This window comes from Pseudomonas promysalinigenes, from assembly GCF_014269025.2.
Taxonomy (GTDB): Bacteria; Pseudomonadota; Gammaproteobacteria; order Pseudomonadales; family Pseudomonadaceae; genus Aquipseudomonas; species Aquipseudomonas promysalinigenes.
In genome coordinates, this window is sequence record NZ_CP077094.1 from 1927194 (window position 1) to 1952544 (window position 25351).

At 58.1% G+C, this 25351-nt stretch carries 21 protein-coding genes and 3 pseudogenes; 11 read left to right on the forward strand and 13 right to left on the reverse strand.

Annotation, left to right across the window (positions count from 1 at the left end; all coding sequences use genetic code 11):
- The 5 genes and pseudogenes from HU725_RS08810 to HU725_RS08830 form a co-directional block, all read right to left on the reverse strand.
- Positions 1-936, reverse strand: a complete 936-nt coding sequence (locus HU725_RS08810; RefSeq protein WP_225915521.1) for an alpha/beta fold hydrolase — start codon at positions 934-936, stop codon at positions 1-3.
- A 72-nt stretch (positions 937-1008) separates the two neighbouring features.
- A pseudogene (locus HU725_RS08815) lies at positions 1009-2115 on the reverse strand (IS3 family transposase).
- A 122-nt stretch (positions 2116-2237) separates the two neighbouring features.
- Positions 2238-2501 (reverse strand): Rz1-like lysis system protein LysC, encoded by a 264-nt coding sequence (lysC, locus tag HU725_RS08820; protein WP_217872380.1) that lies wholly within the window; start codon positions 2499-2501, stop codon positions 2238-2240.
- Positions 2422-2790, reverse strand: a pseudogene (locus tag HU725_RS08825) (Rz-like lysis system protein LysB); the annotation flags it as partial. The pseudogene HU725_RS08825 and the gene lysC, both read right to left, overlap by 80 nt.
- Positions 2790-3623 carry an N-acetylmuramidase domain-containing protein gene (locus HU725_RS08830; protein WP_186476911.1) on the reverse strand — a complete coding sequence of 278 codons (834 nt, stop codon included), beginning with the start codon at positions 3621-3623 and terminating at the stop codon, positions 2790-2792. The gene HU725_RS08830 and the pseudogene HU725_RS08825, both read right to left, overlap by 1 nt.
- Positions 3624-4153: 530 nt before the next feature.
- Between HU725_RS08830 and HU725_RS08835 the strand changes: the two genes are divergently transcribed.
- The 4 genes from HU725_RS08835 (at position 4154) to HU725_RS08850 (ending at position 7942) form a co-directional block, all read left to right on the forward strand.
- Complete coding sequence (locus HU725_RS08835) at positions 4154-4315, forward strand: hypothetical protein (protein WP_186476912.1); 162 nt, start codon at positions 4154-4156, stop codon at positions 4313-4315.
- 101 nt (positions 4316-4416) lie between these two features.
- Positions 4417-5751 (forward strand): cation:proton antiporter, encoded by a 1335-nt coding sequence (locus HU725_RS08840; protein WP_186476913.1) that lies wholly within the window; start codon positions 4417-4419, stop codon positions 5749-5751.
- Positions 5752-5931: 180 nt separating this feature from the next.
- On the forward strand, positions 5932-7473 hold the full coding sequence (locus tag HU725_RS08845; RefSeq protein WP_186476914.1) for a sensor histidine kinase: 1542 nt from the start codon (positions 5932-5934) through the stop codon (positions 7471-7473).
- Between the two features lie 148 nt (positions 7474-7621).
- The gene (locus HU725_RS08850) at positions 7622-7942 is read left to right on the forward strand and encodes a hypothetical protein (protein ID WP_060480462.1); all 321 of its coding nucleotides are present in this window, start codon (positions 7622-7624) and stop codon (positions 7940-7942) included.
- A gap of 255 nt (positions 7943-8197) precedes the next feature.
- On the opposite strand, the pseudogene HU725_RS08855 reads toward HU725_RS08850, so the two are convergent.
- Positions 8198-8474: pseudogene (locus tag HU725_RS08855) on the reverse strand (SDR family oxidoreductase); the annotation flags it as partial.
- A gap of 367 nt (positions 8475-8841) precedes the next feature.
- Here HU725_RS08855 and HU725_RS08860 point away from each other — a divergent pair.
- The 6 genes from HU725_RS08860 (at position 8842) to HU725_RS08885 (ending at position 14769) form a co-directional block, all read left to right on the forward strand.
- Positions 8842-9423 (forward strand): fimbrial protein, encoded by a 582-nt coding sequence (locus HU725_RS08860; RefSeq protein ID WP_186476915.1) that lies wholly within the window; start codon positions 8842-8844, stop codon positions 9421-9423.
- Positions 9424-9484: 61 nt separating this feature from the next.
- Entirely contained in the window at positions 9485-10186 is a 702-nt protein-coding gene (locus HU725_RS08865; protein WP_186476916.1) for a fimbrial biogenesis chaperone, read from the forward strand.
- 24 nt (positions 10187-10210) lie between these two features.
- On the forward strand, positions 10211-12823 hold the full coding sequence (locus tag HU725_RS08870) for a fimbria/pilus outer membrane usher protein (protein ID WP_186476917.1): 2613 nt from the start codon (positions 10211-10213) through the stop codon (positions 12821-12823).
- Positions 12820-13749 (forward strand): fimbrial protein, encoded by a 930-nt coding sequence (locus HU725_RS08875; RefSeq protein ID WP_186476918.1) that lies wholly within the window; start codon positions 12820-12822, stop codon positions 13747-13749. The genes HU725_RS08870 and HU725_RS08875 overlap by 4 nt, the downstream gene beginning before the upstream one ends.
- Positions 13750-13766: 17 nt before the next feature.
- Positions 13767-14246, forward strand: coding sequence for a fimbrial protein (locus tag HU725_RS08880; RefSeq protein WP_060479039.1), 480 nt, complete (start codon positions 13767-13769; stop codon positions 14244-14246).
- Between the two features lie 16 nt (positions 14247-14262).
- Positions 14263-14769, forward strand: a complete 507-nt coding sequence (locus HU725_RS08885) for a fimbrial protein (RefSeq protein ID WP_186476919.1) — start codon at positions 14263-14265, stop codon at positions 14767-14769.
- A gap of 48 nt (positions 14770-14817) precedes the next feature.
- On the opposite strand, the gene HU725_RS08890 is transcribed toward HU725_RS08885, so the two are convergent.
- The 7 genes from HU725_RS08890 to HU725_RS08920 form a co-directional block, all read right to left on the reverse strand.
- Positions 14818-15465 carry a response regulator gene (locus HU725_RS08890; RefSeq protein ID WP_186476920.1) on the reverse strand — a complete coding sequence of 216 codons (648 nt, stop codon included), beginning with the start codon at positions 15463-15465 and terminating at the stop codon, positions 14818-14820.
- 30 nt (positions 15466-15495) lie between these two features.
- Complete coding sequence (locus HU725_RS08895) at positions 15496-18402, reverse strand: hybrid sensor histidine kinase/response regulator (protein ID WP_186476921.1); 2907 nt, start codon at positions 18400-18402, stop codon at positions 15496-15498.
- 112 nt (positions 18403-18514) lie between these two features.
- Complete coding sequence (gene pvrR / locus HU725_RS08900; protein WP_186476922.1) at positions 18515-19714, reverse strand: response regulator cyclic di-GMP phosphodiesterase PvrR; 1200 nt, start codon at positions 19712-19714, stop codon at positions 18515-18517.
- Positions 19711-22533 (reverse strand): ATP-binding protein, encoded by a 2823-nt coding sequence (locus tag HU725_RS08905; RefSeq protein WP_186476923.1) that lies wholly within the window; start codon positions 22531-22533, stop codon positions 19711-19713. Before HU725_RS08905 ends, pvrR begins: the two co-directional genes overlap by 4 nt.
- 134 nt (positions 22534-22667) lie before the next feature.
- Positions 22668-22916: a hypothetical protein gene (locus HU725_RS08910; protein WP_225915523.1), complete on the reverse strand. Its 249-nt coding sequence runs from the start codon at positions 22914-22916 to the stop codon at positions 22668-22670.
- Positions 22917-22995: 79 nt separating this feature from the next.
- The gene (locus tag HU725_RS08915) at positions 22996-23460 is read right to left on the reverse strand and encodes a PA2171 family ribosome-binding persister protein (RefSeq protein ID WP_060479033.1); all 465 of its coding nucleotides are present in this window, start codon (positions 23458-23460) and stop codon (positions 22996-22998) included.
- Positions 23461-23580: 120 nt separating this feature from the next.
- A complete protein-coding gene (locus tag HU725_RS08920; protein ID WP_186476925.1) occupies positions 23581-24438 on the reverse strand; it encodes an SDR family oxidoreductase in 858 nt (285 codons plus the stop codon).
- 196 nt (positions 24439-24634) lie between these two features.
- On the opposite strand from HU725_RS08920, the gene HU725_RS08925 reads away from it, so the two are divergent.
- Complete coding sequence (locus HU725_RS08925) at positions 24635-25159, forward strand: hypothetical protein (RefSeq protein WP_060479031.1); 525 nt, start codon at positions 24635-24637, stop codon at positions 25157-25159.
- Positions 25160-25351 lie beyond the last annotated feature (192 nt).

Genomic DNA, 25351 nt, shown 5'->3' on the forward strand with positions numbered 1-25351 from the left:
TTAAACCGACGTAAAAGCGGCTATATGGCGAGCCGCCGCCTGCGGGTACTGCATATGTGGGCCGTGACCTGCACTGGCGAAGCTCACTAGCGTCAACGTGGGAAGCTGACGGCTGAGGGCATACCAGTTTTCAACCGGGAAGACGATGTCGTGATCAGCGCCCAGGTGAAGCACAGGGATCGTGGTGGTTTTCAGTGCGTTCAGTACCGCTTCAACTGGAAAAACCGGATTCTTTGGGCCTTCGCCGAGTTGCTGGGCTGCCCACTGAACAGGAACCTTAGGGCCACGTTCTTGAGTCCGTAATGAAAGCCGCGCCCAGGCGCTCTCAGCCGTGGCTCGGCTATCCCCAGAGCCCGGCTCGAAGAATAAGCTTACGAAATCTTCGAAGTCATTTTCTCGACGAGCCATCTCGTAGAACAGCGCTTCGCCGGGTTTTACAAGGTGCCCAGGGGGAGTAGTGCCAATCAGCACGGCATGGCTTACCAGTTGTGGAGCTTGGGCGAGTACAACCTGAGCGGCTATGCCGCCAAGTGACCACCCGCCGATGACCACTTTGCCAAGCTGCAGCGCGTGAATGAGTTCGATAGCGTCTTTCGCAAGTGACCCGGGATTGTAGCTGGGGTAGCCGCCTGATAGGCCCAATCCGCTGTAGTCAAAAATGGTGACCTGGAAGCCAAGCTCAGCAAGGTTGTCCAGAAACAGTGGATCCCAGTCGTCCATGGTGCCGCGATAGCGAACAAGCAGGACGAGCGGCTGGCCGCTGCCGATGGTTCGATAAGCCAGGCGGCGGTCGCTTAGATCAATGAACTGGGTAGGGGCGCTAACGCTGGGCGATGTAACAGTCATGATGGGCACATCCGTGATGTTGGGTGATGAGCAATCCTGGCCTCTAAGCTGCAGTCTATAAACGTCGTTAAGGGGCGTGATTCGAGACATGTGCCCATCGCCCTGGCTATTTGCTCAGCGGTTTTCTTCCGTCATTTCGCTGTCTTCGTCCTGGTGTAGTGGTCAACTCATCCCGGACACGGTTTTGAGTTTTTCTTCTGCTTTCGCTGGAGCCAGCCCATCGTTGAACTGATGAGGCCGGATCCAGTTGTAGTGGCCCATCAGGTATTGGCCAATGTCTCGTTGAGCTTGCTGCCCGGTCAGGTAGCCCTGGTCGGTATCCACTCTGATTTCGAGCTGCGGAAGACTCGCTCCATCGGTGCATTATCCCAACAGTTGCCTCGGCGGCTCATGCTCTGGCGCATGCGGTAGCGCCACAGTCTCTGGCGGAACTGACGGCTGCCATATTGCGATCCCTGGTCAGAGTGGAACAGGAGTCCTTGAGGCTTTCCACGTTGTTCGTAGGCGACGTGCAGCGCTTTGACCACCAGGTCTCCATCCGGCTTTTCTGATAAGGCCCAGCCAACCACTCTGCGTGCATAGAGATCCAGGACAACTGCCAGATAGTGCCATTTGCCCTGTGCCCAGACGTAAGTGATGTCTCCACACCAGACCTGATTTGGAGCTTCGACATCAAACGCTCGGTTCAAGGTGTTCGGTATATCTGGCCGCTCCACGGTGGCCTTTTTGTACGCATGTGATCCTGGCTGCTTGCTGATCAACGCCAGCTCTCGCATCAGGCTGCGTACCTTGAACCGCCCGATTTGCTCACCCTCTTCTTGCATCATTGCCATGATGGTACGGCTGCCGGGCGCACTTCGACCTCGCGTGAACAACCCATTCACTCGACTACGCGACCGTAGTCATTCACCGTCCAGAGTTCGCCTTTTGTGACGATGTGCGTAGTAACTAGAGCGAGTGCCTTCTAACACTTCGCACAAACAATCAACGGGCTCATGGTCGCTGAGCTGGCGGAGCAGTGCGTACGCTCGAGATCTTCCGACATCAAGAGCGCGGTGGCCTTTTTAGTATCGATTTCTCGCGTTCAAGGCGCGTGATCCGGGCTTCCAACTCTTGGATTATTTGCTGCTCTGGCGTCAACGCTTTGCTGGCCGGCGTAGCGCCGCCGCGCTCCTGCTGAAGCTGATTAACTCATCGGCGTAGGGCCGATTCGACCAAGCCGAGCGAACGGGCCGCTTCGGCATGGCTGTAGCCTTGATCGAGCACCAGGCAGGCAGCTCCGCGCTTGAACTCAGGGGATTTTCTTCACCTTTATGATCGACCAACCACGCCGCAGCCGGGCGGGGTTTATCTTGAGGCCGGGCACTTTCTTCATCAGTTCCTCGCTCAGGCTATCGGGGTTGGTGGTTCACCTGATATTGGTACACGCTGTCCACCTGAGCCGCGCACTCGGCCCAAGCTAGTTCCGTGCGTTCCTGGTCACTGAGCAGATGGCCGTTCGTTCCCGGCGTGGTCGCCGGCAGTTGGCACGGCACTACCACTGGACAACCACTGACGATAAGCGTCGGCTCCGGTGATAGCGGGGCGCTCGCGCAGCCGGCGAGCAGCATCAGGTAAAGGCTGATCAGCCCAGTTTCGCAGTGTTTCGTTGTCATGCTTGAGGCTCTCTATCAGGCGCTCGCGCTCGGCCAGGCCGGTGCGCAGGGTACTCTGGAGTTTGCGCAGCTGCGCCTGCACTTGGCGTTCGTGCTCCAGGGTAGATTGCAGCGCTGTGGCGGTGGCGCGGTTGCGGCGGGCTTCGGTCTCGGCGGTTGCTAGCTGCTGCGTCAGACCCTCGGCGTTTTTCTGCTCCACCAACAGTTGAGTCCGTTGCCACCACCCCCACGCGCCAACCGTGGTGGCTGCGGCCAACGCCGCTCCTAGCAAGCTGTTGCGCAGGTCCATCACGCGGCTACCAGAGCAAGGTTCTGGTGGCGCTCGAAGGCACGCTCAAGCTTCACGTCGTACAGGTTACGCTGGTAGTCGGGACCGTTGTACAGCCTGGCGACCGTCGCCCACTGCTGTGCCTTCAAGGCCTTGAGCAGGTCGGCGTCGGCCTCGATGTAGCGGACGAAGGCCTCAAGGTGGTCCGCTTCGCTGCGGTTCATCGCCGCCACGAAGTCGTGGATGCTCAAGTAATTCAGGCGCTGCCAGTGGTACCCCATGACTTGAAACGCGCCCCAGCTCGCAGACTCCAGCGCCGCCAGTTCATCCAGCCGACAAGCCTGGGCCAGACGCTGATGCTCGGCGGTTCCGCCGATGTAACCGCCGGCCTTCGGGTTGACCAGAGTGGGCGCCTGCTTGGCAAGCAACAAAGTGCGCCGTATCAGCTGCTGCTGGTCGTCGGCAGGCGTGCGCGGCAGTTGCAAGCGCTCGTACATGACGTGCCGCTCGAAAAGGATGACTGGCTTGCCGTTGCTCAGGAAACCGAACCCTTTGGATTCGACCTCATTGAGCGCGTACACCGCCGCCACAGCCACCCCCAGGCGCAGTGATGCCTGCAGCAGGTCCGCGTGCTTGAGGAGTTTCCCGGTGTCCAGCCCCTGCAGGCCAGCCAAGGTTTTCGGCCCGGCGATACCATCGCCGACCAGACCGGCCTTGACCTGGTAGGCCCTCACCGCGGCTTCGGTGGCATCGCCGAAGAAGCCGTCTGCCATCAGCTGGGCGCCTCTGTCATTGAGCTTGCGCTGCAGGTGCCGAACCGCCTGGGAGCGGTCGCCGTATCGAAAAGTAGTCATGCAGTTTCCTCTTCTCGTGTGATGAAATTCTTCGCGGTTGCACGGATGAACATGGCGCCCAGCAAGCCAACGGCGCGGCCGCTTGTGGGCCGTAATGGCGCCGAAGCGTCGGTGGGCAGTGTCGTCGTGCTGGGGGCGGTTGTGTTCGGTCACTACAGATCGGCGCAGTTGTCGGTATTTCTGGCCATTCTGGGATTCCTCGTTGCGGTGGCGGTGTGCCTGGCGATGAGGACATGGTCGGCATCGCGCGCGGTCACGGCAATGCGCTGTACTTGTAGGTGCAATGGCTACAAAGCAGACAGATAAGGATTACGCGCGCAGTCGCCAATGCCCATATTGGCGTTGTGAACATCGACCCTTTGTGAATGGCCTAGTGAGCAGAGTGCTATCACGTACACGGCTTACTTGATGAGTAGTGGGTCTAACAGGGGCTTCACCTTGGTGGCCGCCTATCTCCACGGATGCAATTGCCCTGAACTTTGGCCGCTGCCTGACTGCCTTTACTCATAGACAACGTTGAGGAGAACCCTATGAACAAGGGTAGCGAAACGCAAAAAGAAACTTCGCAAACCAACACCCAAGGTGAGCAGGAGCGCGACAACGATGCTCACCGCCCTGATGGGTCCACCGGCACTGCTCATGATTCCACGGCGCAGAAAACGGCTCGAAACAGCGATAGGCTCAAACGCTAAGCGTGTTGGGTTAATAACTGAGCCCGGCAGGTTTCGCCGCGCGAGATGTGCGGCTTGCGCTTGGAAAATGATTGCATGAATCTCTGAAGGCCTCTGCTCAGATGACGTTCATTGTCTGGTTCGCCATGCTGGGCGCAGTATTGCTGCTGCTGGCGCTCTCTTCATCGTATTTGCGCTGGGTCCCTGTAACATCATCACTGGTGTGTCTGGGACTTGGCATGTTTTTGGGCACCTCCGGGCTGGGCCTGCTTCAGCTTGACCTGAGCGAATCCAGTGGCTGGATGGAGCATCTCACCGAAGTTGCAGTGTTGTTTTCTCTGTTCTTCAACGGCTTGAAGCTGCGCCTGCCGTTGCGCGACCGCCGATGGTGGAGCGCGTTCTATCTGGCAGGGCCGGTGATGCTCAGTTGCATCGCGGGTGTGACGCTGTTGCTGCATTACGGCTTTGAACTGGGCTGGGGTGGATCGCTTCTGATTGGGGCGATTCTCGCACCCACCGACCCGGTGCTTGCCACCTTGGTGCAGGTCGCCGATGCCCAGGATGGTGATCCGGTGCGTTTCAGCCTCTCTGGTGAGGCTGGGCTCAACGATGGTGTGGCCTTTCCCTTCGTGATGCTTGGCTTGTTCCTGCAACAGCCATCCGGTCAGCCGTGGTTCAGTGAGTGGTTGGTCAAGGATATGCTCTGGGCCGTGCCTGCAGGGTTGTTACTTGGCTACTTCATGGGCCGTGGGCTGGGCAAGCTTACCCTGTACTTACGTTTGCGCAACGATGACTGCACCGTATCGCCCAATGATTATCTGGCGCTAGCATTGATCGCACTGGCTTACGTGAGCGCCGAGATTATTCAGGCTTATGGTTTTCTTGCGGTGTTCGCGGCAGGTCTGGGTTTACGCCAGGCCGAAGTTCAGACTTCCAGTAACCCAGAAGACCCAGCGGCCGAGCATCTTGTCCAGCCTGTGGTAGGGCATCAGCATGCGGCGCCGGAGCGTGCGTTGAAAGGGGATGTGCAAGCGCTCGCTGACTCGCAGGTGGCGGCAGGGATCATGTTGGGTGACATGTTGGCGTTCGGGAGCTTGATCGAGCGAGCAATGGAGGTGTTTCTTGTCACGATGCTCGGCGTGGTGCTCATCGAACATTGGGACTGGCGAGCAGTGCCGGTCGCCGCTGCGTTGTTTGTGGTAATCCGGCCAGTGAGTGTCTTGCTGTTCCCGCGGCCAGGTGTGTTGACGCTTCGGCAGCGAGGGCTTTTGGGTTGGTTCGGTATCCGCGGCATCGGGAGCTTCTATTACCTGTTCTACGCCCTGAATCATGGGCTGCCGCCAGCGCTGGCTGGGCAAAGTATCAACTTGGTTCTCTGCGTGGTGGCCTTGAGTATTCTGGTGCATGGTTTGAGCGTACAGCCGCTGCTGGCGTGGTACGAAGCCCACAAGCGATAGAAATCCAAGGCACAAGCGCTCCAGCGGGTGTGAGTGCGAACGCCTGGGTCCGTTGATCCAAGGCCTTATCCAGTGCAATGCGGCTTGACGGATTACCGGCTATCTTAGGGAGTGGCAAGCGAACCGCTTTCTTGCTGGGAACGGTTTTGCGCGTTCCCCGTTGATTGAGTAGGAAATACTATGCAGCAACCCGTGGACGAAACCATCCGAGCGGCCTTGCAGAAGACTCATGCGCGCTTGCACCGTCAACATGAGCTGGTGGTCGAGTTCGGTGTCATGTCTTTGAAAGTTACAGACTTGGACCAATTGTTGACCCATGCTTGTGAAGTGGTGGCTGAAGGCATGAGCACTCGCTTCTCCAAAGTGCTGCAACCGGCGGATGAGGACGGCTTTGTTCTGACTCACGGCGTTGGCTGGGATGCTGATGACATCGGGCAAGCGACCGTGGGTGCGGACGCGGCAAGCCCTGCCGGTTATGCGTTGGCGACTTATCGGCCAGTGCTCTCGAATCATTTGGGGATGGAAAGTCGCTTTCGCACACCGGATTTGCTGAAGAAGTATGGGATTGAACGGGCTATAAACGTTCCGATCCGAGGTGTGCTGAGCCCGTTCGGCGTACTCGAAGCAGACAGTAGCAACGGGGATGACTTCGTCGAAAGCGATCTGGTATTCCTTGAAGGCATCTCCAACGTGATCTCCATGGCTGTCGAACGCATATCGGCAGGCATAGACGCGCCAGTTCCCGATCCTTATTCCGAAACCATCTTGAATGCGAGCCCAGATTGGGTGGAGATCCTCACCGCGAACGGCGAGATCGAGTTCATGAACGAAGCCGGGCTTAAGTTTATGAATACTGACCTGGCCAGCGTCAAAGGCCAGCCTTGGTATGACCTATGGCCCGAGGCTTCGCGATCGATTGCGGGGGAGGCGGTGGCCAAAGTCTGCGCCGGGGAAACCGTGCGCTTTGAAGCGAGTTGCCCCATCGCTCCCGATGAACCTAAGTTTTGGGATGTCACCGTTGCGCCGATCCTCGGTCCAGACGGCAAGGTCGAGCGTGTCATCGCCGTATCACGGGATATCACTGAGCGGCATCTCTACGAAGCACAACTGCTTTCGCTTATTGAGGCTCAGAATAACAGGCAAAGTCGCAGCGACCTGGTTTTGGAAGAAATACACCATCGAGTCAAAAACAGCCTTCACCTGGTCAATACCTTGCTTTTACTGCAAGCCAACCTGACGCCGGATACGGCGGTGAAGTTGCAGCTCGAAACCGCCGCAGGGCGCGTGGTTACCATCGCCAGCGTTCACGAGCGCCTTTACCAGGCCGCTGAAGATCAAGATGTGCGCGCCCCTCAGTACCTTGGCGCTTTGTTGGGTGATCTGGGCAAGGCGTTGGCCGACCGACACATTTCTCTGGATGCGGACGATTTTGTCTTGCCGCCCGAAAGGATGGCCCCATTGGGATTGGTGATCTCCGAGTTGATCACCAATGCGCTCAAATATGGCAAGGGTTCGATCGAGGTCATCGTCAAGCATATGGGTGGCGATGCATTACTCACCGTACGCGATGAGGGGGACGGCTTTCCTGATCATTACCCCAAGCCCACGGGAACAGGGCTTGGTATGCGTCTGGTCAAGAGCTATTCAGGGTATGGCGGTGCGGCGGTGGCAGTTGATCGCCAGGATGACAAAAGCTGTGTTCATGTGCGTTTCAAGCTTTAGTTGGCTGCGGCGCACCCTTTGATCGCCAACTTGGCCACCGCTTCGCTTTCTAAAAAGCACTTGAAATCGCGACTCTACGGCCTCTCATGGGCATAGGCGACTTGTGTTTTTTCGATTTGAATCTCCTTAAGCCTTACAAGGTGAATCTGTGTACCCCAAGACCCCCGATGGGCGCTACTTCGTGGTAAAAGGGCGGCTCTGGCGCTGCACCAATCCCAGCCTGAGTGAGACAGAGCGGCAACGCCTCGTACATGACTTAATGGATGCTCGCCGTGATGTCAAAAATGCCAAGCGCGCAGGTGACGAAGGCATGCTGGCGTCTGCACGGTCGCGAGTGAACGCCGCCAAAGTCGGCCTGGGCGAGAGGGGGGCGGTTTGGTGGGGCGACGGCAGCCCGGATTACAATCGCAAGCTGGCTGAATCTACCCCATATGCAGACTGGTACCAGTCGTTGAACCATGCCCAGTAGGGGCAAGCCAGCCCTTGAACACCGGTTATGGACCGAGCCTCGGGCGCGGGAGCCGTCCATAACCGTGTGCCGAGTGTCAGTGTTTTCCGTGGCCGGCGCGGGCAATAACCAATCCTGCCAAGAACCCAAGCGCCGCCGCACCGAGTACCACCCACTTGCCGGCCGTAGGTGCCCTGACACACTTCGGTTTATCGACCGCAGCGTGCTTTGAATCAGAGGCAATTGGCTTGTCGAGTGGCATTATCAGCTCGTCGGGCTCGACCAATGAGAGTCCAAGCGCGGTACCATCGACCAGGGTCAATGTCAGCCCCTCGACTGTCCCTGCCTCCCTGTTTGGAAACACCGGTTCACCTTCGGCATCCAGGCTGTCGTAGATGAAGCGCGTACCCTCCAGCCATCCAACGGCGGTGAGAAGCTCGGGGCCTAGATAATACTTTCCATCTTGGAAAAAGCCTGGAAACTGATGGGCGCGCTCAACGTTATCGACGCGGTAACGCTCACCCGGTTTCATGCCTGTAGCTGGATCGATCATGTTCTCTCCCCTGTGATTCGAGCCTTGGGTTGTCAGTCGTTGCTGCGCTCGGTATGCAGAGGAAGCCATGAGCAGCAGCAAAGTTCAGCCCAATTAGTCCGGCGGTCATCATCCCCACCTCTGAGCCCGCAGCTACACGGGCTCAGGCGCGCAGAACAATATAATTCGCAGCGCTTGGGCCTACTATGAAGCCGATTCGCTTTGTGCAAAAAAGGCCCCCATGCAACTCGCCGGCTTCGCAGCCCAGATTTCAGCTTTGAGACTCGTCTTATGTCAGCGCCGCGCCTCGAAAGCGATAGTAGCGCCACCCTGCTAATCAACGCGGATGTCAGCAGGGGCTCTATCACTCCAATAAGCGAGGCCTCTCATGTTTGTACGTTCTATCAAATATCCCGCAATATCCTGCGCCGCTCTTTTGGCATCTTTCATGATGACTGCTGTGCATGCAGCAGATGGCCAGATTGAATTCACCGGTGTAGTCAACGACAACGCCTGCACCATCAACAGCCAAAGCGTTACCCAGGCTGTCGATATGGGCCAAGTGCGTATCGCGGACTTCCCCAACACTGTCGGTGCACTGTCCACTGTAGAAGCCACGCCGTTCAGCATTTCGCTGGAAAACTGCAGCGGGCCGACCATGAAGAACGCCACCGTGAAGTTCAGCGGCCAGCCTGCCGCAACGGATGCGACTGTGCTTGGCATGGTCGGCAGCAATCAAGTATCGGGCCTGGGTATCCAGATCGCCGACGCTCGCACTGGCGCCAAACTGCCGCTTAACACTGAAAGCACTGCTTACACCCTGCGCCCCTCCAATAACACGTTCGATTTCACCGCGTCGTATGTTCGTCTTGTTGCAGACACAGTGGGCACCGATGGCGATGTGACCGCACGTGGCATCGGTACTGGTCGTGTCAATGCCGTGGCGACTTTCGATATCACCTATCGATAAGTCTTGGTTGGTACCAGGGCCTCGCACTGGCGAGCGCTCTGGTACGAAGGAGCGCAAGCACATGAAACGCAAGTTGTTGAGGCTGGCCTCGGTGGTCTTCTGCCTGTCCAGCACGCTGGCACACGCCGGTGTGAACGTAGGCGCCACCCGCGTCATTTATCAAGGCAAAGACAAGGAAGCCAATCTGTCGGTCACCAATACAGTGGATGACCGTATCCCTTATCTCATCCAGTCATGGGTCAGTGAGTATGGTACGGACGAAGCGACCGAGAAGTTTATCGTAACGCCACCGTTATTCCGCCTGGATCCGGGCAGCCAGAACATGCTGAGAATCATGGCTGTACAGACCAAGCAATTACCGACCGACAGGGAAAGTTTATTCGCGGTCAACGTCAAAGCGATCCCGGCCAAGAGTAATGATCCGGGCAGGGAAAATGTTCTACAGATCGCGATCAAGACCAGTATCAAGATGTTTTATCGCCCGGAGGGTCTACCTGGCAACTTGATCGATGCCGCCAAAGGCATGGTCTGGTCTTCGCACAATGGCCAACTTTTATTCGAGAACCCGTCGCGCTACCACCTCGTCGTCAGCAAGTTGGTGATTAACGGTCAAGAACAAAAAGGGCTGCCGGATGTAATTACGCCCGGTCAGCGCGGCACTGCAACTATCAAAGCGAAACCAGGTGACAGCTTGACCATGAGTTACATCAATGAATACGGCAGTGCAGTCGAGGCTTCGGCCGTAACACTGGCTTCGCAGTAAAAAGCCCATTCCAAGGAGTCCGACATGCGAAAAGGGCGCACGAACAATTGGCTGCGCCGTATTCCTATTGTGCGCATGTCTGCTTTCACTTTCACTTTCTACACCTGCAGCGTGCAGGCTGAGTTCAGTTTCGACCCAAGCTTCCTGGAAATTGGTGGCGGCCGCGGCGGCGATGCGGTAGCGGCTCAAGTCAGTGCGCTCAGTGAAGGGCAGCTACCTGGGGTGTACAAGATTGGGCTTACCGTCAATGGCAAGGCAATTGATGAGCGTGAGGTTCGATTCATTCGGGAGCCTTCCGATCAGCCGAAAACCATGACTGGGCTGTTTCCGTGTTTTTCCATCGAGTCGCTCAAGGAGCTGGGCGTCGATGCCGAGCGGCTGGCCAAGGCCTCGCTGTACGAGGCGCAATGCGTGGCCTTCAGCGGTTCTTTGGCAGGTGTGACGTATAACTACGTCTTCGGCAAACAACAACTCGATATCCAGGTCCCTCAAGCTTTCATCGGCGAGGTGCCACTGGAGGTCCGTCGCCGACACTGGTCTGACGGCGAGCGTGTGGCTTTCGCCAACTATTCCTTGAGCGCAAGTCATCAGGAAACCACCAGGAGCCGACAAGAGTCGCAATTTGGCAGCGTTCAAAGCGGTATCAATGCCGGCGCCTGGCGTTTCAGAAACTTTTCGACCTATCAGAAAAACGGCGCCACCAGCGGTGAATGGAAATCGGTCGACACCTACGTCCAGCGTGCGCTCGGCGATACCATGGCCATCGCGACCGTGGGTGATGGCAGCACCAGCAGCGACTTGTTCGATACCATCTCTTACCGCGGCGTCAGTGTGGCCACGGACTTGGACATGCTGCCTGATAGCGCCAGGAACTTCGCGCCGGTCATTCGTGGGATCGCCAACGGCCGCTCCCTGGTCACCTTGCGTCAGCGTGGCTATGTCATCAGCGAACAATGGGTGCCGTCTGGCCCGTTCGCGCTGCGCAACTTGTATTCCACACCCAGCAACGGTGATATCGAAGTCACCGTCGAAGGGCCCAATGGTGATCGCCAGGTTTATACGCAATCGTTCTCGTCCGTACCCTACATGCTGCGTGAAGGGCAGCACAGCTACGAGCTGACGCTCGGCCAGTACCGCTCTGCCAGCACCTCGACGGACCTGCCCAAACCCATGTTCGCCCAGGCCAGCTACCGCAGAGGCATTGCCAGTGGCACCACGCTGCTGGCCGGCAGTATCGTCAGTGCCGACTATCACTCGGCATTGTTTGGTGTGGCGCAGGATATCGAAGGCTTCGGGGCCGTGTCGGTGGATGTCACCCACGCGGTCACCCAAGGGCTCAAGGACAAGCCTGCAACGGGGCAGTCCTATCGTTTTCGCTACTCTAAATCCATCGAAACGACCGACACCAACTTCAGCCTGCTGGGCTACCGCTACTCAACGGCGGGCTACTACAGCTTCAACGAGGCAGTGAACCTGCGGGCCACTACTGCCGGCATCCGCTATGACGATGATCTGCTGGGCAGCGCGCTAGTGGCCTCGGATTACTTTGCCGGCCATATGAAAAGTGCGTTCACCGCCAACGTATCCCAGCAGTTCAGCACTTACGGCAGCCTGTTCGCCAACGTCAGCAAGACGCGTTACTGGAACCAGGCAAAAAGTTCGACATCCGTGCAACTGGGTTACAACTTCAGCGTGGGCAGCGCTTCCTACACATTAGGGCTGGCGCAGACCAGCGGAGCAGGGCAGTCGGTGAAAAGTATCTCACTGGGTGTCAGCCTGCCTTTGGGGGGCGTGAGTTCATCGCGACGAGTTAGCGCGGGCGCAAGCCATGACTCGCTGGGCAATGCCAGCAATAACATCAATATGTCGGATTCGGTGCTGGAAGATAACGCGTTGACTTACAACGTAGGGTTGAACCAGCGCAAACAACAAGGTGATCAGCTGACCGGAGCCTCGCTGGCCGCACGCTACAGTGCGGCCAACGCGGTGTGGCACGGTTCATATACCTCCGATCAGAACGTCACACAACTCGATTACGGCGTGGAGGGGGGGCTGGTTGCAACTAGCGACAGCTTCATGTTTACCCAGCCGTTGGGTGAAACCAACATCATCGTCTCGACACCCGGCGCCGAAGGGGTGGGTATTCGCGCCAGAAGAGGCGTGCGCACCAACAGCTCGGGCTATACGGTGTTGCCATCGGCCCAGCCTTACCGGTCTAACAAAGTGTCGCTCAACACCGACACGCTGTCGGACACGACCGACATCAGTAACTTGGTCCAGGACGTTGTACCGACTCGCGGTGCCTTCGTGATTGCCAACTTCGAGACACGGAATGGCAGGCGCTTGTTGATCAAGTTGGCAACGCCTGAGGGCGCGTTGGCGCCATTCGCCTCGCAAGCAAACCTCTATGACCAGGACGGCACACTTATCAGTTCGGCGATGGTTGCGGATAACGGACGAGTGTTCATGACGGGCGTGCCCGAGCACTCGACGCTCACCGTGGATGTGGATGGAAAAACCTGGTGTCGGGCAACGGTCGATCTGAATGATTTCGCACTTAAGGGCGAGGGTGTTGAGCAAATAACTATGCGCTGCCCTGGCGGCTCTGAAACGGCAGCGAGAGGAAACGAATCATGAGTTACCGTGGCATCAAAATGATCTTGCCGGATACCCGCCACACACTGGGCATGCTAGTGCTGGCCTGCTTAGCGGTTTTGTTCTCTGCCCCCGCTCAGGCATTCATCGAAAATAACGTGCAATGCACCCGCCCCGCTGGTGCGCCTGGCTTTCAGGACTTAGGCGCCGTTAGCCCGGGACAGGATATTTCGTTTGTCATTCTGTTGGACTGTAAGGTCCTCAGGCGATATCCGATAGGCCTGAACCTCAGCTACACCTCAGGCTATACCCAAAGTCCAGTGGGACCGAAGTTCGAGGTGGGTTCTAATGGTAGACGCGTGAGCGAGGGGGGAATGGGGACTACTGCAGGCGTCTGTTTGCCTGTCACCTGCACAGCTCTGCCAGTAGGTTACCGTTTCCAGACCGTGGTCGTGTTTAAGGGTGTGGCAGGAACCAAACCTGGAAAATATGTATTCATATATGGATTATTCGCCACATCCTTGGGTTGGGAAAATTATTCGGACAGTATTACCGCAGGCGTAATGTTCTACACGGTCGAGAATCCCGCCTGTAGCCTGGTTTCATCCGATGCTGCAAATCTTCAATTTGGCACGCTGTCCAGCGCCGATTTTTCTGCGGCAAGTCAAACGGCTTATATCGATCTTTCCTGTAAGTCTGCCACTCAGGCTACGGTGAAGCTCACGCCCACGCAGAGCGTTGTCGACAATGCAGCGGGTATTTCAGCAACTACCTTGGCCGGATTGTCCATGGTCAGCAATTGGGCAGATACCGGCGCCGCGGTGAATTTCAGTACTACCCGATCCCTGAGCTTCAAAGCTGGCAGCAACACGCTAGGCGTGCGCTTTCAACCAAGATTGAATAGCCCAAGCGTACAGCCAGTTGGCAGCTTTAACAGTCAGTACACGTTGACCATCACCTACCTCTGATGCTGAGGGATACAACTATGAAATATGCACTCCTGTTTGCCGCAAGTTCCTGGCTGGTCTGTGCCAGCGCGCAAGCCGCAAGCGACACCGTTACCATCAATGTCAGCGGCACCTTGACCCGGCCGCCTTGCACAGTAACCAGCGCCAAAACGCTCACTGCAAACTTCGGCAGTATCGAATACGACAAAGTGGCGGCAGCACCGTCCATCGATCTGCCGCTGACACTCAGCTGCCCACCCAATTCTTCTTTCACCATCGCGGTGACCGCCTCGGGGGCGCTGACCGACACCATTGCCTCGGCGGGCCGCACGAACCTGGGCTATCAATTGACGCGCAAGGATAACAATGCCGCCGTCAATATTCGCGGAACTGCTCGTACCGTGAGCAATGTCCAGGGCAGTGTCGACCTTGGGATGTCAGCGAAACTGGTTGCCCAAGGCACCCTCAGCGAGGGCACATTCTCAGCCTCGGCCGTGGTGAACATCACCTACCTGTAATTCGATGAGGCCTGCAATGAAACCACTGGTCAAGGCAGCAATTGCCGCGCTTTTTTGTCTGCCTGCCATGGGCCATGCGCTCGATGCTAGCGAAGTCCGGGTATCGGGCACATTGGTTCGCCCCTTGTGCACGACTCTGTTTCCGGTCAATCAGACGGTTACCCTGCCTGCGGTCAGCCTCAACACATTGATGGCCGGCACTTCACAATGGGCTGAAGTGCCTCTGGAGTTTCGCTGCGCCGAAAATACCCAGGTGAAGTTACGATTCGTGGCCGCCGCCGCAGCGTACGATGGCGTGACCTTGCGCACGACCGTTGACGGCTTGGGCCTGCGCCTGCGCCTGCGTGATGACAGTCAAGGGGCTACAGCCCTGGACATGCGTTTGAATGAAGCTCTGGGCATCGCAGTGTCTGGCACTGGCTTGCGCCTGAACTTGGGCGCCCGCTCGGTAATGGTTGGGGATCAGCCACCGGCGGTGGGTAACTATCAGTCCCAAGTGTTGATGGTCATCGATTATCTCTGACCTTCGTGCACCCCACCGCCCAGGGTGCCGATGATCGCGCTGCTACCTTCAAGTAAACTGCCGCGCCTCGATGCAGTAGGTGAGCAGTGCCTGGTCTGTATCCACGTCCAGTTTTCGCATTGCCGAAACCTTCTGCGCGCTTACCGTCTTGTTGCTGCGACACAGCTGCCGTGCAATGTCACTGACGGTCATGCCTGTTACGAACAGCCGTAGCACCTCCATCTCGCGCGGCGATAGGCTTTGAAAACGCTCCTCGACCTGGCCTTGCTCGCCCGTCACCCACCGGGGCTCGCTTGCAGGGCCTACATAGCGGCGCTGTTTGCTCAGCGCGGTCAACGCTTTCTCGATTTCTTGATGTAGCTGGTTCTTCTGGATAACGCCGGCCACACCCAGTTCCTGCAAGCGGGTGAGGATAAGGCTGTTGGAGACCATGGTCAGGACCAGGATCCGGGTTTGTGGGAAGTTACGCAGCACGTACTCGATCAACTTCAGCCCATCACCATAGGTGGCATCGCCGGGCATGTTGAAGTCGGTGATCAGCAGGCTGGGCTGATGCTTGCGTAATTGTTCGATCAGCTCGCTGGAGCTGACCGCTTCACCCACGATGGTATAGCGCCCATCGCGCTGGACGACTTCGCGCACGCCGAGCAAGACAATGGGATGGTCATCAGCGATGACGACATTCAGATCGGGCATGTACGAATACTCTTGGGGTTGTAGGTGGCATCAGCCTTGCTCGCTCAGGCATTTCGACACTGCCGTTAGCCGAGCACACAGGGCTCTGATCTGCTGTACCAGCGGTTCAGACAAGGGGCCTGCGTGCAGTGCTTCCTCCAGTTGCTGGCTAAGCAGGTACAGCCTTTGGGCGTGCACGCTGGCCAGTGCGCCACTGAGGCTATGCAGGCGGTGGCGTACAGCAGTGGCGTCCAGCTCCAGCAAGCCTTGCTCGATTTGAGCGATATCCGCCATCAAGGTCTTGGCCATCAGTTCACGCATGGCAGCAGACAGCTCGATCCAGCCTTCTTGATCCTGTACCGCGTCAGGTTGCGCGATTGCTTGCATGGGCAGCAACCCGGTGGCTTTGCGGCAATGGGACATGAGGGCCTGACGTAACATGCCAAGGCTCAACGGTTTGACTACCCAGGCGCTCATACCCATCGCCAGGCAACGCTGACCCTCTTCGCGCAGGGCGTTGGCGGTGACGCCGATGATTGGTACATCCACACCCTGGGAGCGCAGCGCTTGGGCCAGCTCATAGCCGTTGAGCTTCGGCATGTTGATATCGGTGATGACCAGGTCGAACGGCTGGGTGTGCCAAAGCTTCAAAGCGTGCTGCCCGTCGTTGGCGACGGTGGGGTGTGCGCCCAGGGCTTCGAGTTGCTCACGCAGCACCGCCTGGCTCACAGGGTTGTCTTCAGCCACCAGCACGCGCACGTTGAGGCAGGGCGCATCCAGGCACGAGGGTATCAGGGCGGTCGCAGGCGCAGGCGGCGGGGCATCCACCACGGGCAGCGAAATCAACAGTGAGAAACTACTGCCCAGCCCTGGCTCGCTGACCACACGCATACTGCCGCCCATCAGTTCGCTCAGCTTCTTGCAGATCGAAAGCCCAAGCCCCGCGCCATTGCCGTCCTGGCCTGCTGCGACTTGGTAAAAGGGTTTGAACAGCTGCTCCATGGCTTTTTCAGCAATCCCGACGCCCGTGTCCGTTACCTGCCATTGCAGCAAGACAGTGTCGGCGGTGCGCTCTTGAACGGTGAGGCGCAGGCGCACGCGGCCTGAATCGGTGAATTTGATGGCGTTGCCCAACAGATTATGCAGGATCTGCCGTAGCCGACCGGCATCACCTTTGATTTGGCCTGGGACTTGCGGGTCCACCTCAGCTTCGATATCCAGCCCCTTGTTGCGCGCCGTTGCAGAGAATGCGACCACTGCGTCCTCGACCAGTTGGCTCGGGTCCAAGGGTGCTTCTTCGAGTGGCATCTGCCCCGACTCGATCTTCGACACATCCAGCACGTTGCTGATCAGCTGAAACAGCACGGTGGATGAACCCTGGATGACCTCCAGGTAGTGGCGCTGGCGCTCGGTCATCTCGGTCAGTGACAGCAGCTCCAGGTTGCCCAGCACCCCGTACAGGGGGGTGCGAATTTCATGGCTCATGGTCGCCAGGAACACCGTCTTGGCTTCATTGGCAGCCGTGGCACGGCGGTGCGCCTGGTTGAGCATCAAGGTTTCGTCGACGTGGCGGGTGATGTCGTTACAGCCACAGAGGAACACGTCCTGCCCCTCGTAACGCGCAGCCACTACCACCACTTGCACGTAGCGGCCGTCGACCAACAGGCAGGTTTCGCCCGGCGCCTGGTCGCCATCATGGCTCTCCAGTAGCTGGATCACAGCCGGCGTCGCACCTAGTTGCACGGCACGCTCATTGTCCAGCAGCAGCTTGCGGTCGCTGCGGCGCAGCACGCACAAGCCCACCGGTGCGTTGTGCAGCATCAGGCGGTTGAACGCTTCGTTCTCGAACAGGCGCACCTGGGCCCGCTGGGCCGGTAAAACGATCCGGGATTTGTACCAATGGTTAATCCACAAGCCGACGATGATCGCTGCGATGAAGGTCAACAGCAGGCCCATGAGCGGCCATTTGGCATAGCGCAGAAAGTCCTGGTACGAAACGGCATACAGGCCGGTCCAGCGCTCCCCGATCGGGGAAACCATTTTGAAGTGCAGCCCCTGGCGGTTGAAGCTGAGCCCTACCGGTACAGCCTCATCGGTACCCAGTGCACCCAGCACCACGTCGCCCTGGGGTGAAATCAAGGTGAACTGGTTGTAGGCCGACAGTTGCAGCAAGCGCTCGAATTCGTCGACTTGCGCTGTGTCCACGGCCGCGGCGAGGATGAGCAGGCCCGTTGCCTGCGCGGGGGGCAGCAGGGCGTTGGAAGCATCCAGGCCTATCATCGCGACGATACTGCGGTGGTCCTTGTACAGCTTCAGAGGGGCGCGCATCCAGTGCACTTGCTGATCGGCAAGTAACGTTTGCGAAGGCCTGAGTTGCTGCAAACGGTTGATGATGTCGGCATATTTGTCGTGCAGCAGGGGCAGACGTTGCCGCGCAACCTCTGCGCCAGGAATCGCCAGGCTGGCTTTGCCACCGGGGTCAAGAACGAACAGTTGAGGGGATGCATAGAAGGAGCTTGACCAGAAGCCGCCGTAGTAGTCGGTCATTTGTACGCCCAGCGCCAGAGCACGGGCCTGGTCTTCCTTGCTGAAGTCCTTGGTGTGTGCCAGGGAAAACGGCAGCGAGTGTTCAAAGCCTTTGGCTTTGAGCAACACTTGGTCGCCAAGGGGGCTGGTCTGCACTATGGAAACTGATTGCACCGCTTGCAATGCAGGCCTACTACTCTGTCGGTAACCTGCAGCCACGTTGCGCAGAAAAGTTTCGTGCTCGTGAATGATCTCAACGACCCGCGCGAAGTGAAAGTCCACACGCTGCTGCTCCGCCTCGAGTAGCCGAGACACAGCCCAGTAGCAGGTGCTGGAAAGCAGCAGCGCCAAGCCAGCCAGCAGCAGCAAGGCTTTGTTCAGGCGCTGAGAACTCAGCGCCAGCTTATCGAGTTGCAAGCTTGCGTGTTTCATGAATGGGCTCGGCGTTGACGGGTTGGGGGCTAGCAGGTCCTACTGCAATTAGCATCGAACGCCATCGAAAATGGCTTCACATCCATGAGCTGAAACGTTTGACCTCACTCAATCATGAAAGTGCTGGCCGGGGGCCATCTTCCTTGAGTAGCGCTGCCAATTCAACCCTGTCAATTGCAGGGGAAATAATGAACCCCTGCACCTGGTCGCACTGTGCACGGCGCAGCACGTCAAGCTCGGCGCGGGTTTGCGCGCCCTCAGCGACGGTTACCAAGCCGAGTTTTCGCCCCAGTTCAGTGATGCTGCGCAGCGCTGATGCCAAGCCATCGTTTTCGCCGCAGCCCAGCACCAGCGAGCGGTCGATCTTCAGCTCGGTAAACGGCGTGGATACCAAATTAAAGTACGAGCTGTAGCCTTTGCCAAAATCATCCTGAGCCAATCCGAACCCCATCAGCCGCAAGCGGCAGGCTCCAGCGTAATAGTTGCTGGACAACTGCGTGGTGGAGCTTTCGGTGAGTTCGAAGGTGATCTGTCGGGGGTCTGCCTGATTGACGCGGACTTGGGCGAGCAGCCGGTCGACCAGGTCATATTGATCCAGCAGATGCGTCGGCAGGTTGATCGAAACCGGTAATGTCAGGCCCATCTGCGCCCACTGCGCCTGGGCAGAAAGCGTCTGGCCCAGAATGCTGGTGAGCAACTCGATATCCAGCTGCGCGTTTTCGATTTCCTCGATGAACGCGCCTGGCATCAGTAGCCCCTCGGCGGGATGGAGCCAGCGAGCCAGGGCCTCGGCACCGACGATTCTGCCATCGCGCAGTGACATTTTTGGTTGGAACCAGGCCTGTATCTCACCGCTCTGCAAGGCCTTGGCCAGTGTATCACCCGAGCGGCAGCCACGCGGTCTGCTGCTGAAGGCACGAGCCTGCTCGTTAAGCTCGTCCAGGCGTTTGCGCAAGCCGATGATCTCGGCCTCGCGCACTGGTTTGGATATCAGGCCGGCAACTTGCAGTCCCAGGTTCTTGGCTACCTGGCCGCAACCTACCAGCATGCGTCGAGAGGCTGCGGTCATCAGGGCAAGCGCAGGGGGGCGATGAAGTTGCGCCAGCTGTTGGACCAACTGTACACCGTCCATCTGCGGCATCATCAGGTCGGTCAGCAAAAGGTCATAGCAATTGCGCGAAAGGCGCTGCAGGGCGGTCGCACCGTCCCATGCCAACTCGACTTCGAACCCTCCCGCTGCTTGGAAAGCGGTTGTCAGATATTGGTGTTGGAAGGGGTGGTCCTCGACTATTAATACACGATAGACGTTCAAGACGCGCTTCTCTGGTAGGGCTGCAGGCATTGGTACAGCGCATGCAGCGTGAAAGGTTTGACGAGAAAATGGTCCATGCCTGCCCCAAGGCAACGCTCTGCCTCATCGAGCATTGCATTGGCGGTGGCGCCGATGATCGGCACGCTGCAGCCGAGCGCGCGAAGCTCCTGAGTGAGCTGATAGCCATTCATGCGTGGCATGTTCACGTCGGTCAGGACGATGTCGAAGTCTGCGTCCTGCCAAAGCGCAAGCGCTTCGAGCCCGTCGCTTGCCAGGGCCACCGTGCAGCCCAGCTCTTCTAGTTGGTCGCGCAGGATCAACTGGTTGACCATGTTGTCTTCTGCCACCAGCAGGTGCAGGTTCAGCTGGGTTTCCTGAGGCTCGCGCAGCGGCGCAGGTTCGCCGTGCTGGGCTATACCGAGTGCCTGGCTGACCGCACGGTTCAACGCGTGCAGGTTGTTCAAGCCGGCTGACCAGGTGCGTGCGTCCACCTGCAAGATGCCGTGCACGTCCTGAGCGACCACAATTCGCGGGCCGCTCCAGTCTTGCCTGAGCGCAGTGCTGGCCAAGCCTGGGCACAGCTCAACCAACACTGCGGTTGGGTCGAGCTTGTTTGAGTCCTGGCCTACCAACTGCGCCCGTGCGCCCCAGCGGCGTAGCCAACCCGCTGTGTGTTCGGCTAGCTCCTGAACCTGAGACTGCACATAGATCCGCTCGCTGACCAGCGCTGTGGCCCATTGCTGATGTGCATCAGGCGTGACCTGCTCCAATGGCAGCGTGAACGAGAAACTGCTGCCCAGCCCAGGTTCACTGAACACTCTGAGCGTGCCATTCATCAGATGCACCAGGCGTTTGCAGATGGACAGCCCAAGGCCCGTGCCGGCGACCACATTGGCGGTAGGGCTGCTCTGGAAGAATGGCTCGAACAACTGCCGCTGATCCTGCGTGGGGATACCTTTACCGGTGTCCACCACCTGCCATTGCAGCATGGCCCGTTCGCCCTCGCGGGACGACAGTTGCAGGCGTACGACAATGCGCCCGGTCTCGGTGAACTTGACGGCATTGCTCAGCAGGTTGCCGAGGATCTGGCGGATGCGAATAACGTCCCCTCTGACCTGGTCTGGCAATGACGGGTCGATGCAGGCAAACAGTTGCAAGCCTTTGCTTTGCGCCGCGCCGGTATAGCTTTGGATCAAGTCCTGGGTCAGCACCAGGGGTGAAAAGGCGCTCAACTCAAGGGCCAGTTGCCCAGCTTCGATCTTGGAAACATCCAATACGTCGCAGATCAGCTGCAACAGCGTCGCCGACGAGCCCTCGATCGCCGTCAGGTAACCACGCTGCTGGGTGTCCAATTGGGTGCGAGACAGCAGTTCCAGAGTGGCTAGCACGCCATACAGCGGTGTGCGAATTTCATGACTCATGGTCGCCAGGAACAGTGTCTTGGCTTCATTGGCGGCGTCGGCAAGCATGCGCGCCTGTTGCAGGGCAAGTTCTGCGGCCTTGTGTTCGGTAATATCGCTGAACGCGCATATCAGCACGTCCTCACGTTGGTAGCGGGTTGGCGCATAGCTCAAGTACAGGTGACGCCCATCGGCCGTTTGCAGTTCATCGATGCTGCTACGCGGCGCTTCACCATCGAAAGCGTTCTCGATCCACTGGCGGCATAGCCGTCTGCGTTCACCATCCATGCCCAGCCATTGCTCAGAAAGAGGGTTTTCCAGTACCACCGCGCCGTCGCTGCGGCGAAGCACGCACAGTGCGACGGGTGCGATGCGGATAACCGTGCTACAAAAGGCTTCGCTTTCGATCAATGCGTCGATCCGCGCGGCGGCTGGCACGATAAGCCGCTGATCGATGCGCCTGACCAGCCACACCATGAATACGGTCGCCATCAAACAGACCAACAGCGCAACCACCAGCGGCAGTACCATGGCCGGTAGCAAGGATTTCAATTGGACGCTGTAGACGATCTGCCAACCCGAATAGTCCAGGTGTTTACGGATGGTCAGGCGTTCCGGTAACCAGTCGCCGCCCTCCCAGCCGAAGCCTGCAAGGGTGGCGGCGTCAACCTCGGGGTCATCACCCCCTGATGGCAGCGCAGCGTTGCCCACGATCAGCCGGCCGCTGGCGTCGAGCAGCTTGAAATCACCTGCCTGGTCATGTTGTAGCGCCTGAATCAAATTGGGGCTATCCACCTCCAGGCCCAACCATCCTGACGCCAGGTTGCGCTCGTCCATGCGTATGAAGATGTACAGCGAAGCGTTCGGCTGGGCTGGGTCGGTGAGCCACAGTTCTTCCTGTGAAGAGGGGCTGTCGTTGGCCGAACGCACTTGCTTGAGCACCTGCGTTGGGAGCGCTTGGGCAGCTTCGCCTGCGGTGAATAGCCTTTGTACCTGGTCTTGAGAAGATTGCGGCACGTATAGCAGGTTGACATGGTTGACCCGCAGGTAGTCCAACATGCGCCGGGTCAGCCAGAGGCTCCAGATTTCATGCTCCACACCCAGAATGATATGGATCTCTTCTTCAGGCACATTGTTGGCCTGGGCGGCGGCCAGAGTAGGCTGACGAACGGTCGACAAGCCAAGGCCTTTGAGGAGTGTCTGGCGGCTGACGAAGAACCCCTGGGCCTCGAATACCGCCTCGTTCATGTAACTGCGCCGTGAGGAGATTTCCTGGTTCAGCGTCACCCGCAGGTAGCTGTAGGCACCAATGTAGACACTTGCTACTAGGCTGAAAGCAAACAGGTGCAGCAGCTTGCGGGCCGCCTTGGGCGTGGCCAGCGTCGAGCGAGCGGTTGGGATCAGATGGTCAAGTTTCATCGGCGCCAGCCTAGCCAGTGCCAACTGCGTCCAGAATAGGACGGATCTCAATCTGCTAGGGCCAGCCTGCAGCGCTGCTGATTAATGTGCGCCCTAGTGTAGCTGCGCGGTATTTGAAGGTGCCATCAATGGTTTCATCTCACGGCCTGCAGTTGGGAATTCTTTTTCCACCCACGCAAGTTCATGGCGCACAAACACAACTGCAAGATGATCAATGCCCACGCTTGAGCGTGCCAACCCCAGGCGGCCCACAACACGTTGCTTGCAATGAAGCAGCTGAAACCAACTTTGCGCCGGCCAGGGCGGCGTGAGCCGATACACCAGGCGGCCAGCACAGTCATCAGCATGGCCGGCCACTCCAAAAAGTTTATCCAAAGTTCCATGACGCTGTTCCCAAGTCGCTGCTCGATCGCCCATCAAACTACCTGCCAGCCTGGTGTACGCTGGCAGGTAACCGCTCGACTAGGCTGCCCGCTGCTCACCCTTGAGCATTTTCTTCTGCACTTCCATGGCCTGCCCGAGCTCTTCGAGCATGTCCTTGCCTAGCAGCTTCTTGGCAGTAGGGAACAGCTCGCTTTCTTCCTCCTCGATATGATGCTCGAGCAGTTCTTTCATGACCTTGACGCGCCCGGCGAATTCGACAGTGCCGGTTTCGGTATGCAGCAGGTCCGGCAACACCAGTGCATCGACCGTGCGGTGTTCCTCCTTGGCCTCGTAGTACATCTTGGCTTCTTCCTTACCGCCGGCTTGCTTGATGGCTGGGTAAAGAATTTCTTCTTCAAGGGTGGTGTGAATCTGCAGTTCCTGCTCGATCTTGTGCAGCAGATCCGCACGCTTCTTGACGGCTCGCTCCGTGGTAGTGGAAAGCTCTTCAAGCAGCTTCTTCACCAGCTTATGGTCTTGTATCAGTAAGTCGATAGCGTTCATGGCGTTACCTCGTCACAGATTGATTGATGAACTTGCCGCAGGTTAGTGCCGCGCCGGTGGCACGGTTCAGCGCAGCCGGTCGCTGGCGGTTTGAGCGCCAGCGACACTGTGCGAAGTACGTTAAAGAATCGGCTTACCGCCGGTCACGGCATAGCGTGAGCCACTGATATAACTGGCTTCGTCCGAGCCCAGCAACACATAGATCGGTGCCACCTCCACCGGCTGGCCTGGCCGCCCCATTGGGTAGCCTGACCCGAAGTTCTGTACCGCCTCATCGGGCATGGTTGCGGGGATCAGTGGCGTCCAGATCGGACCAGGTGCGACGCTGTTCACCCGTATGCCTTTCTTGGCCAGTAACTGGGCCAACCCGGCAGTGAAGTTGGCAATCGCGCCTTTGGTGGTCGCATAAGGCAACAGGCTTTGGGAAGGATCGTCGGAGTTGACCGAACTGGTATTGATGATCGAACCGCCTTTGGGCATGGACGGCAGCGCCGCCTTGCAAATCCGGAAGATGGCGGTGATGTTGATATCGAAGGTTTTCACCCACTCATCATCATCGATTTCTTCCAGGGTCTCATGGGACATCTGGAATGCTGCATTGTTGACCAGAATGTCGATGCGCCCGAACGCTGCGACAGTCTTTTCGACGATGTCGTAGCAGTGCTGCTTCTGGGCGAGGTCCCCGGGTAGCAACAGGCAACGACGGCCTGCCTGCTCGACCCAGCGTGCGGTTTCCTGGGCGTCGTCGTGCTCATCCAGGTAAGCGATGGCCACGTCAGCACCTTCACGGGCATAGGCAATGGCTACCGCGCGCCCGATGCCGCTGTCCGCGCCTGTGATCAGGGAAATTTTGCCCTCCAATCGGTTATGGCCGATGTATGACTGCTCGCCACAGTCAGGAGCCGGCTGCATCTTGCGTTGTGAGCCCGGCACGCTTTGTGGCTGCGAAGGGAAGGGCGGGGTAGGGAATTCACGCATGATTCGAGCTCCTGTAGTTGAGAACGCACTCACAGGTTTCGAGAAGCCTTGCCGGGACGTGTTTGGTTCAATCGGCGCATCGAGCGACGAGCGGTCAATTGAACCGATTCGATTGAATTTGCAGCCTCACCCTTGTTCTACCGAGGTCAGACTCAAGCCCTTTTCGTGGCTTGGGCGCAAATTTGCGGAGCAGCAAGTGCCTCGAATCATCACCCCAACCACCCCTGAGCACGAAATCGACGAGCACGATGCCAGGATGTTTGGTTCGCCCAAGGAGCGTCTGGATTTCTATCGGCGTGAAATTCAATACGAAACCAGCATCCTGGCCAACCGTACCGATGCCTACCTGGCGGCGCAGTCCTTCTTGGTTATCGCCTTTGTTTCTGCCATGGGCAACCTCAACGATGGTTGGGGGGAAATGTTTACGCTGATTGTGCCAGCGTTTCTTGCTTTGCTAGGTGTACTCAGCTCACTCAACGCCTGGCCGGGTATTCGGGCGGCGTACAGAATCATCGATCACTGGCAGCTCAAGCAAAGCCACCTGTTGCAGAGCGAGCCGTTAATGGGGCTGGCCTACGACGAGTCGCCGCTGTTCTGCGAGGCCGAGACTTCGCGTGCCGGGCATCGAAAATCGCTGCTGTTTTCGTTACGCACGCCTTGGATCTTTCTGGTGTTCTGGGTGCTGCTGGGCAGCTATTCGGTGTACATCCAGCTGGCCTGAACCCATGACCCTGGCCTTTGGATACGTTGCGCTCGCGCGTGAAAAACCGCAGGCAAAAGAAAGCCCGCTGCTAGGCGGGCAAGGTCTATCACACGTAGGGATAGCTAAAGACTGCCGTAGCAGGCGTGAAAATTCAGTGAAAGCAATATCAATGAATTGAGAATGAGCTTGAACGAGACAATGGCCTTGACC

Excerpts from the sequence above, each read along its gene's own strand:
- HU725_RS08810 (WP_225915521.1), bottom strand. The coding sequence starts at position 936 with ATGTCTCGAATCACGCCCCTTAACGACGTTTATAGACTGCAGCTTAGA.
- lysC (WP_217872380.1), bottom strand. The coding sequence starts at position 2,501 with ATGACAACGAAACACTGCGAAACTGGGCTGATCAGCCTTTACCTGATG.
- HU725_RS08830 (WP_186476911.1), bottom strand. The coding sequence starts at position 3,623 with ATGACTACTTTTCGATACGGCGACCGCTCCCAGGCGGTTCGGCACCTG.
- HU725_RS08835 (WP_186476912.1), top strand. The coding sequence starts at position 4,154 with ATGAACAAGGGTAGCGAAACGCAAAAAGAAACTTCGCAAACCAACACC.
- HU725_RS08840 (WP_186476913.1), top strand. The coding sequence starts at position 4,417 with ATGACGTTCATTGTCTGGTTCGCCATGCTGGGCGCAGTATTGCTGCTG.
- HU725_RS08845 (WP_186476914.1), top strand. The coding sequence starts at position 5,932 with ATGCAGCAACCCGTGGACGAAACCATCCGAGCGGCCTTGCAGAAGACT.
- HU725_RS08860 (WP_186476915.1), top strand. The coding sequence starts at position 8,842 with ATGTTTGTACGTTCTATCAAATATCCCGCAATATCCTGCGCCGCTCTT.
- HU725_RS08865 (WP_186476916.1), top strand. The coding sequence starts at position 9,485 with ATGAAACGCAAGTTGTTGAGGCTGGCCTCGGTGGTCTTCTGCCTGTCC.
- HU725_RS08870 (WP_186476917.1), top strand. The coding sequence starts at position 10,211 with ATGCGAAAAGGGCGCACGAACAATTGGCTGCGCCGTATTCCTATTGTG.
- HU725_RS08875 (WP_186476918.1), top strand. The coding sequence starts at position 12,820 with ATGAGTTACCGTGGCATCAAAATGATCTTGCCGGATACCCGCCACACA.
- HU725_RS08880 (WP_060479039.1), top strand. The coding sequence starts at position 13,767 with ATGAAATATGCACTCCTGTTTGCCGCAAGTTCCTGGCTGGTCTGTGCC.
- HU725_RS08885 (WP_186476919.1), top strand. The coding sequence starts at position 14,263 with ATGAAACCACTGGTCAAGGCAGCAATTGCCGCGCTTTTTTGTCTGCCT.
- HU725_RS08890 (WP_186476920.1), bottom strand. The coding sequence starts at position 15,465 with ATGCCCGATCTGAATGTCGTCATCGCTGATGACCATCCCATTGTCTTG.
- HU725_RS08895 (WP_186476921.1), bottom strand. The coding sequence starts at position 18,402 with ATGAAACACGCAAGCTTGCAACTCGATAAGCTGGCGCTGAGTTCTCAG.
- HU725_RS08905 (WP_186476923.1), bottom strand. The coding sequence starts at position 22,533 with ATGAAACTTGACCATCTGATCCCAACCGCTCGCTCGACGCTGGCCACG.
- HU725_RS08910 (WP_225915523.1), bottom strand. The coding sequence starts at position 22,916 with ATGGAACTTTGGATAAACTTTTTGGAGTGGCCGGCCATGCTGATGACT.
- HU725_RS08915 (WP_060479033.1), bottom strand. The coding sequence starts at position 23,460 with ATGAACGCTATCGACTTACTGATACAAGACCATAAGCTGGTGAAGAAG.
- HU725_RS08920 (WP_186476925.1), bottom strand. The coding sequence starts at position 24,438 with ATGCGTGAATTCCCTACCCCGCCCTTCCCTTCGCAGCCACAAAGCGTG.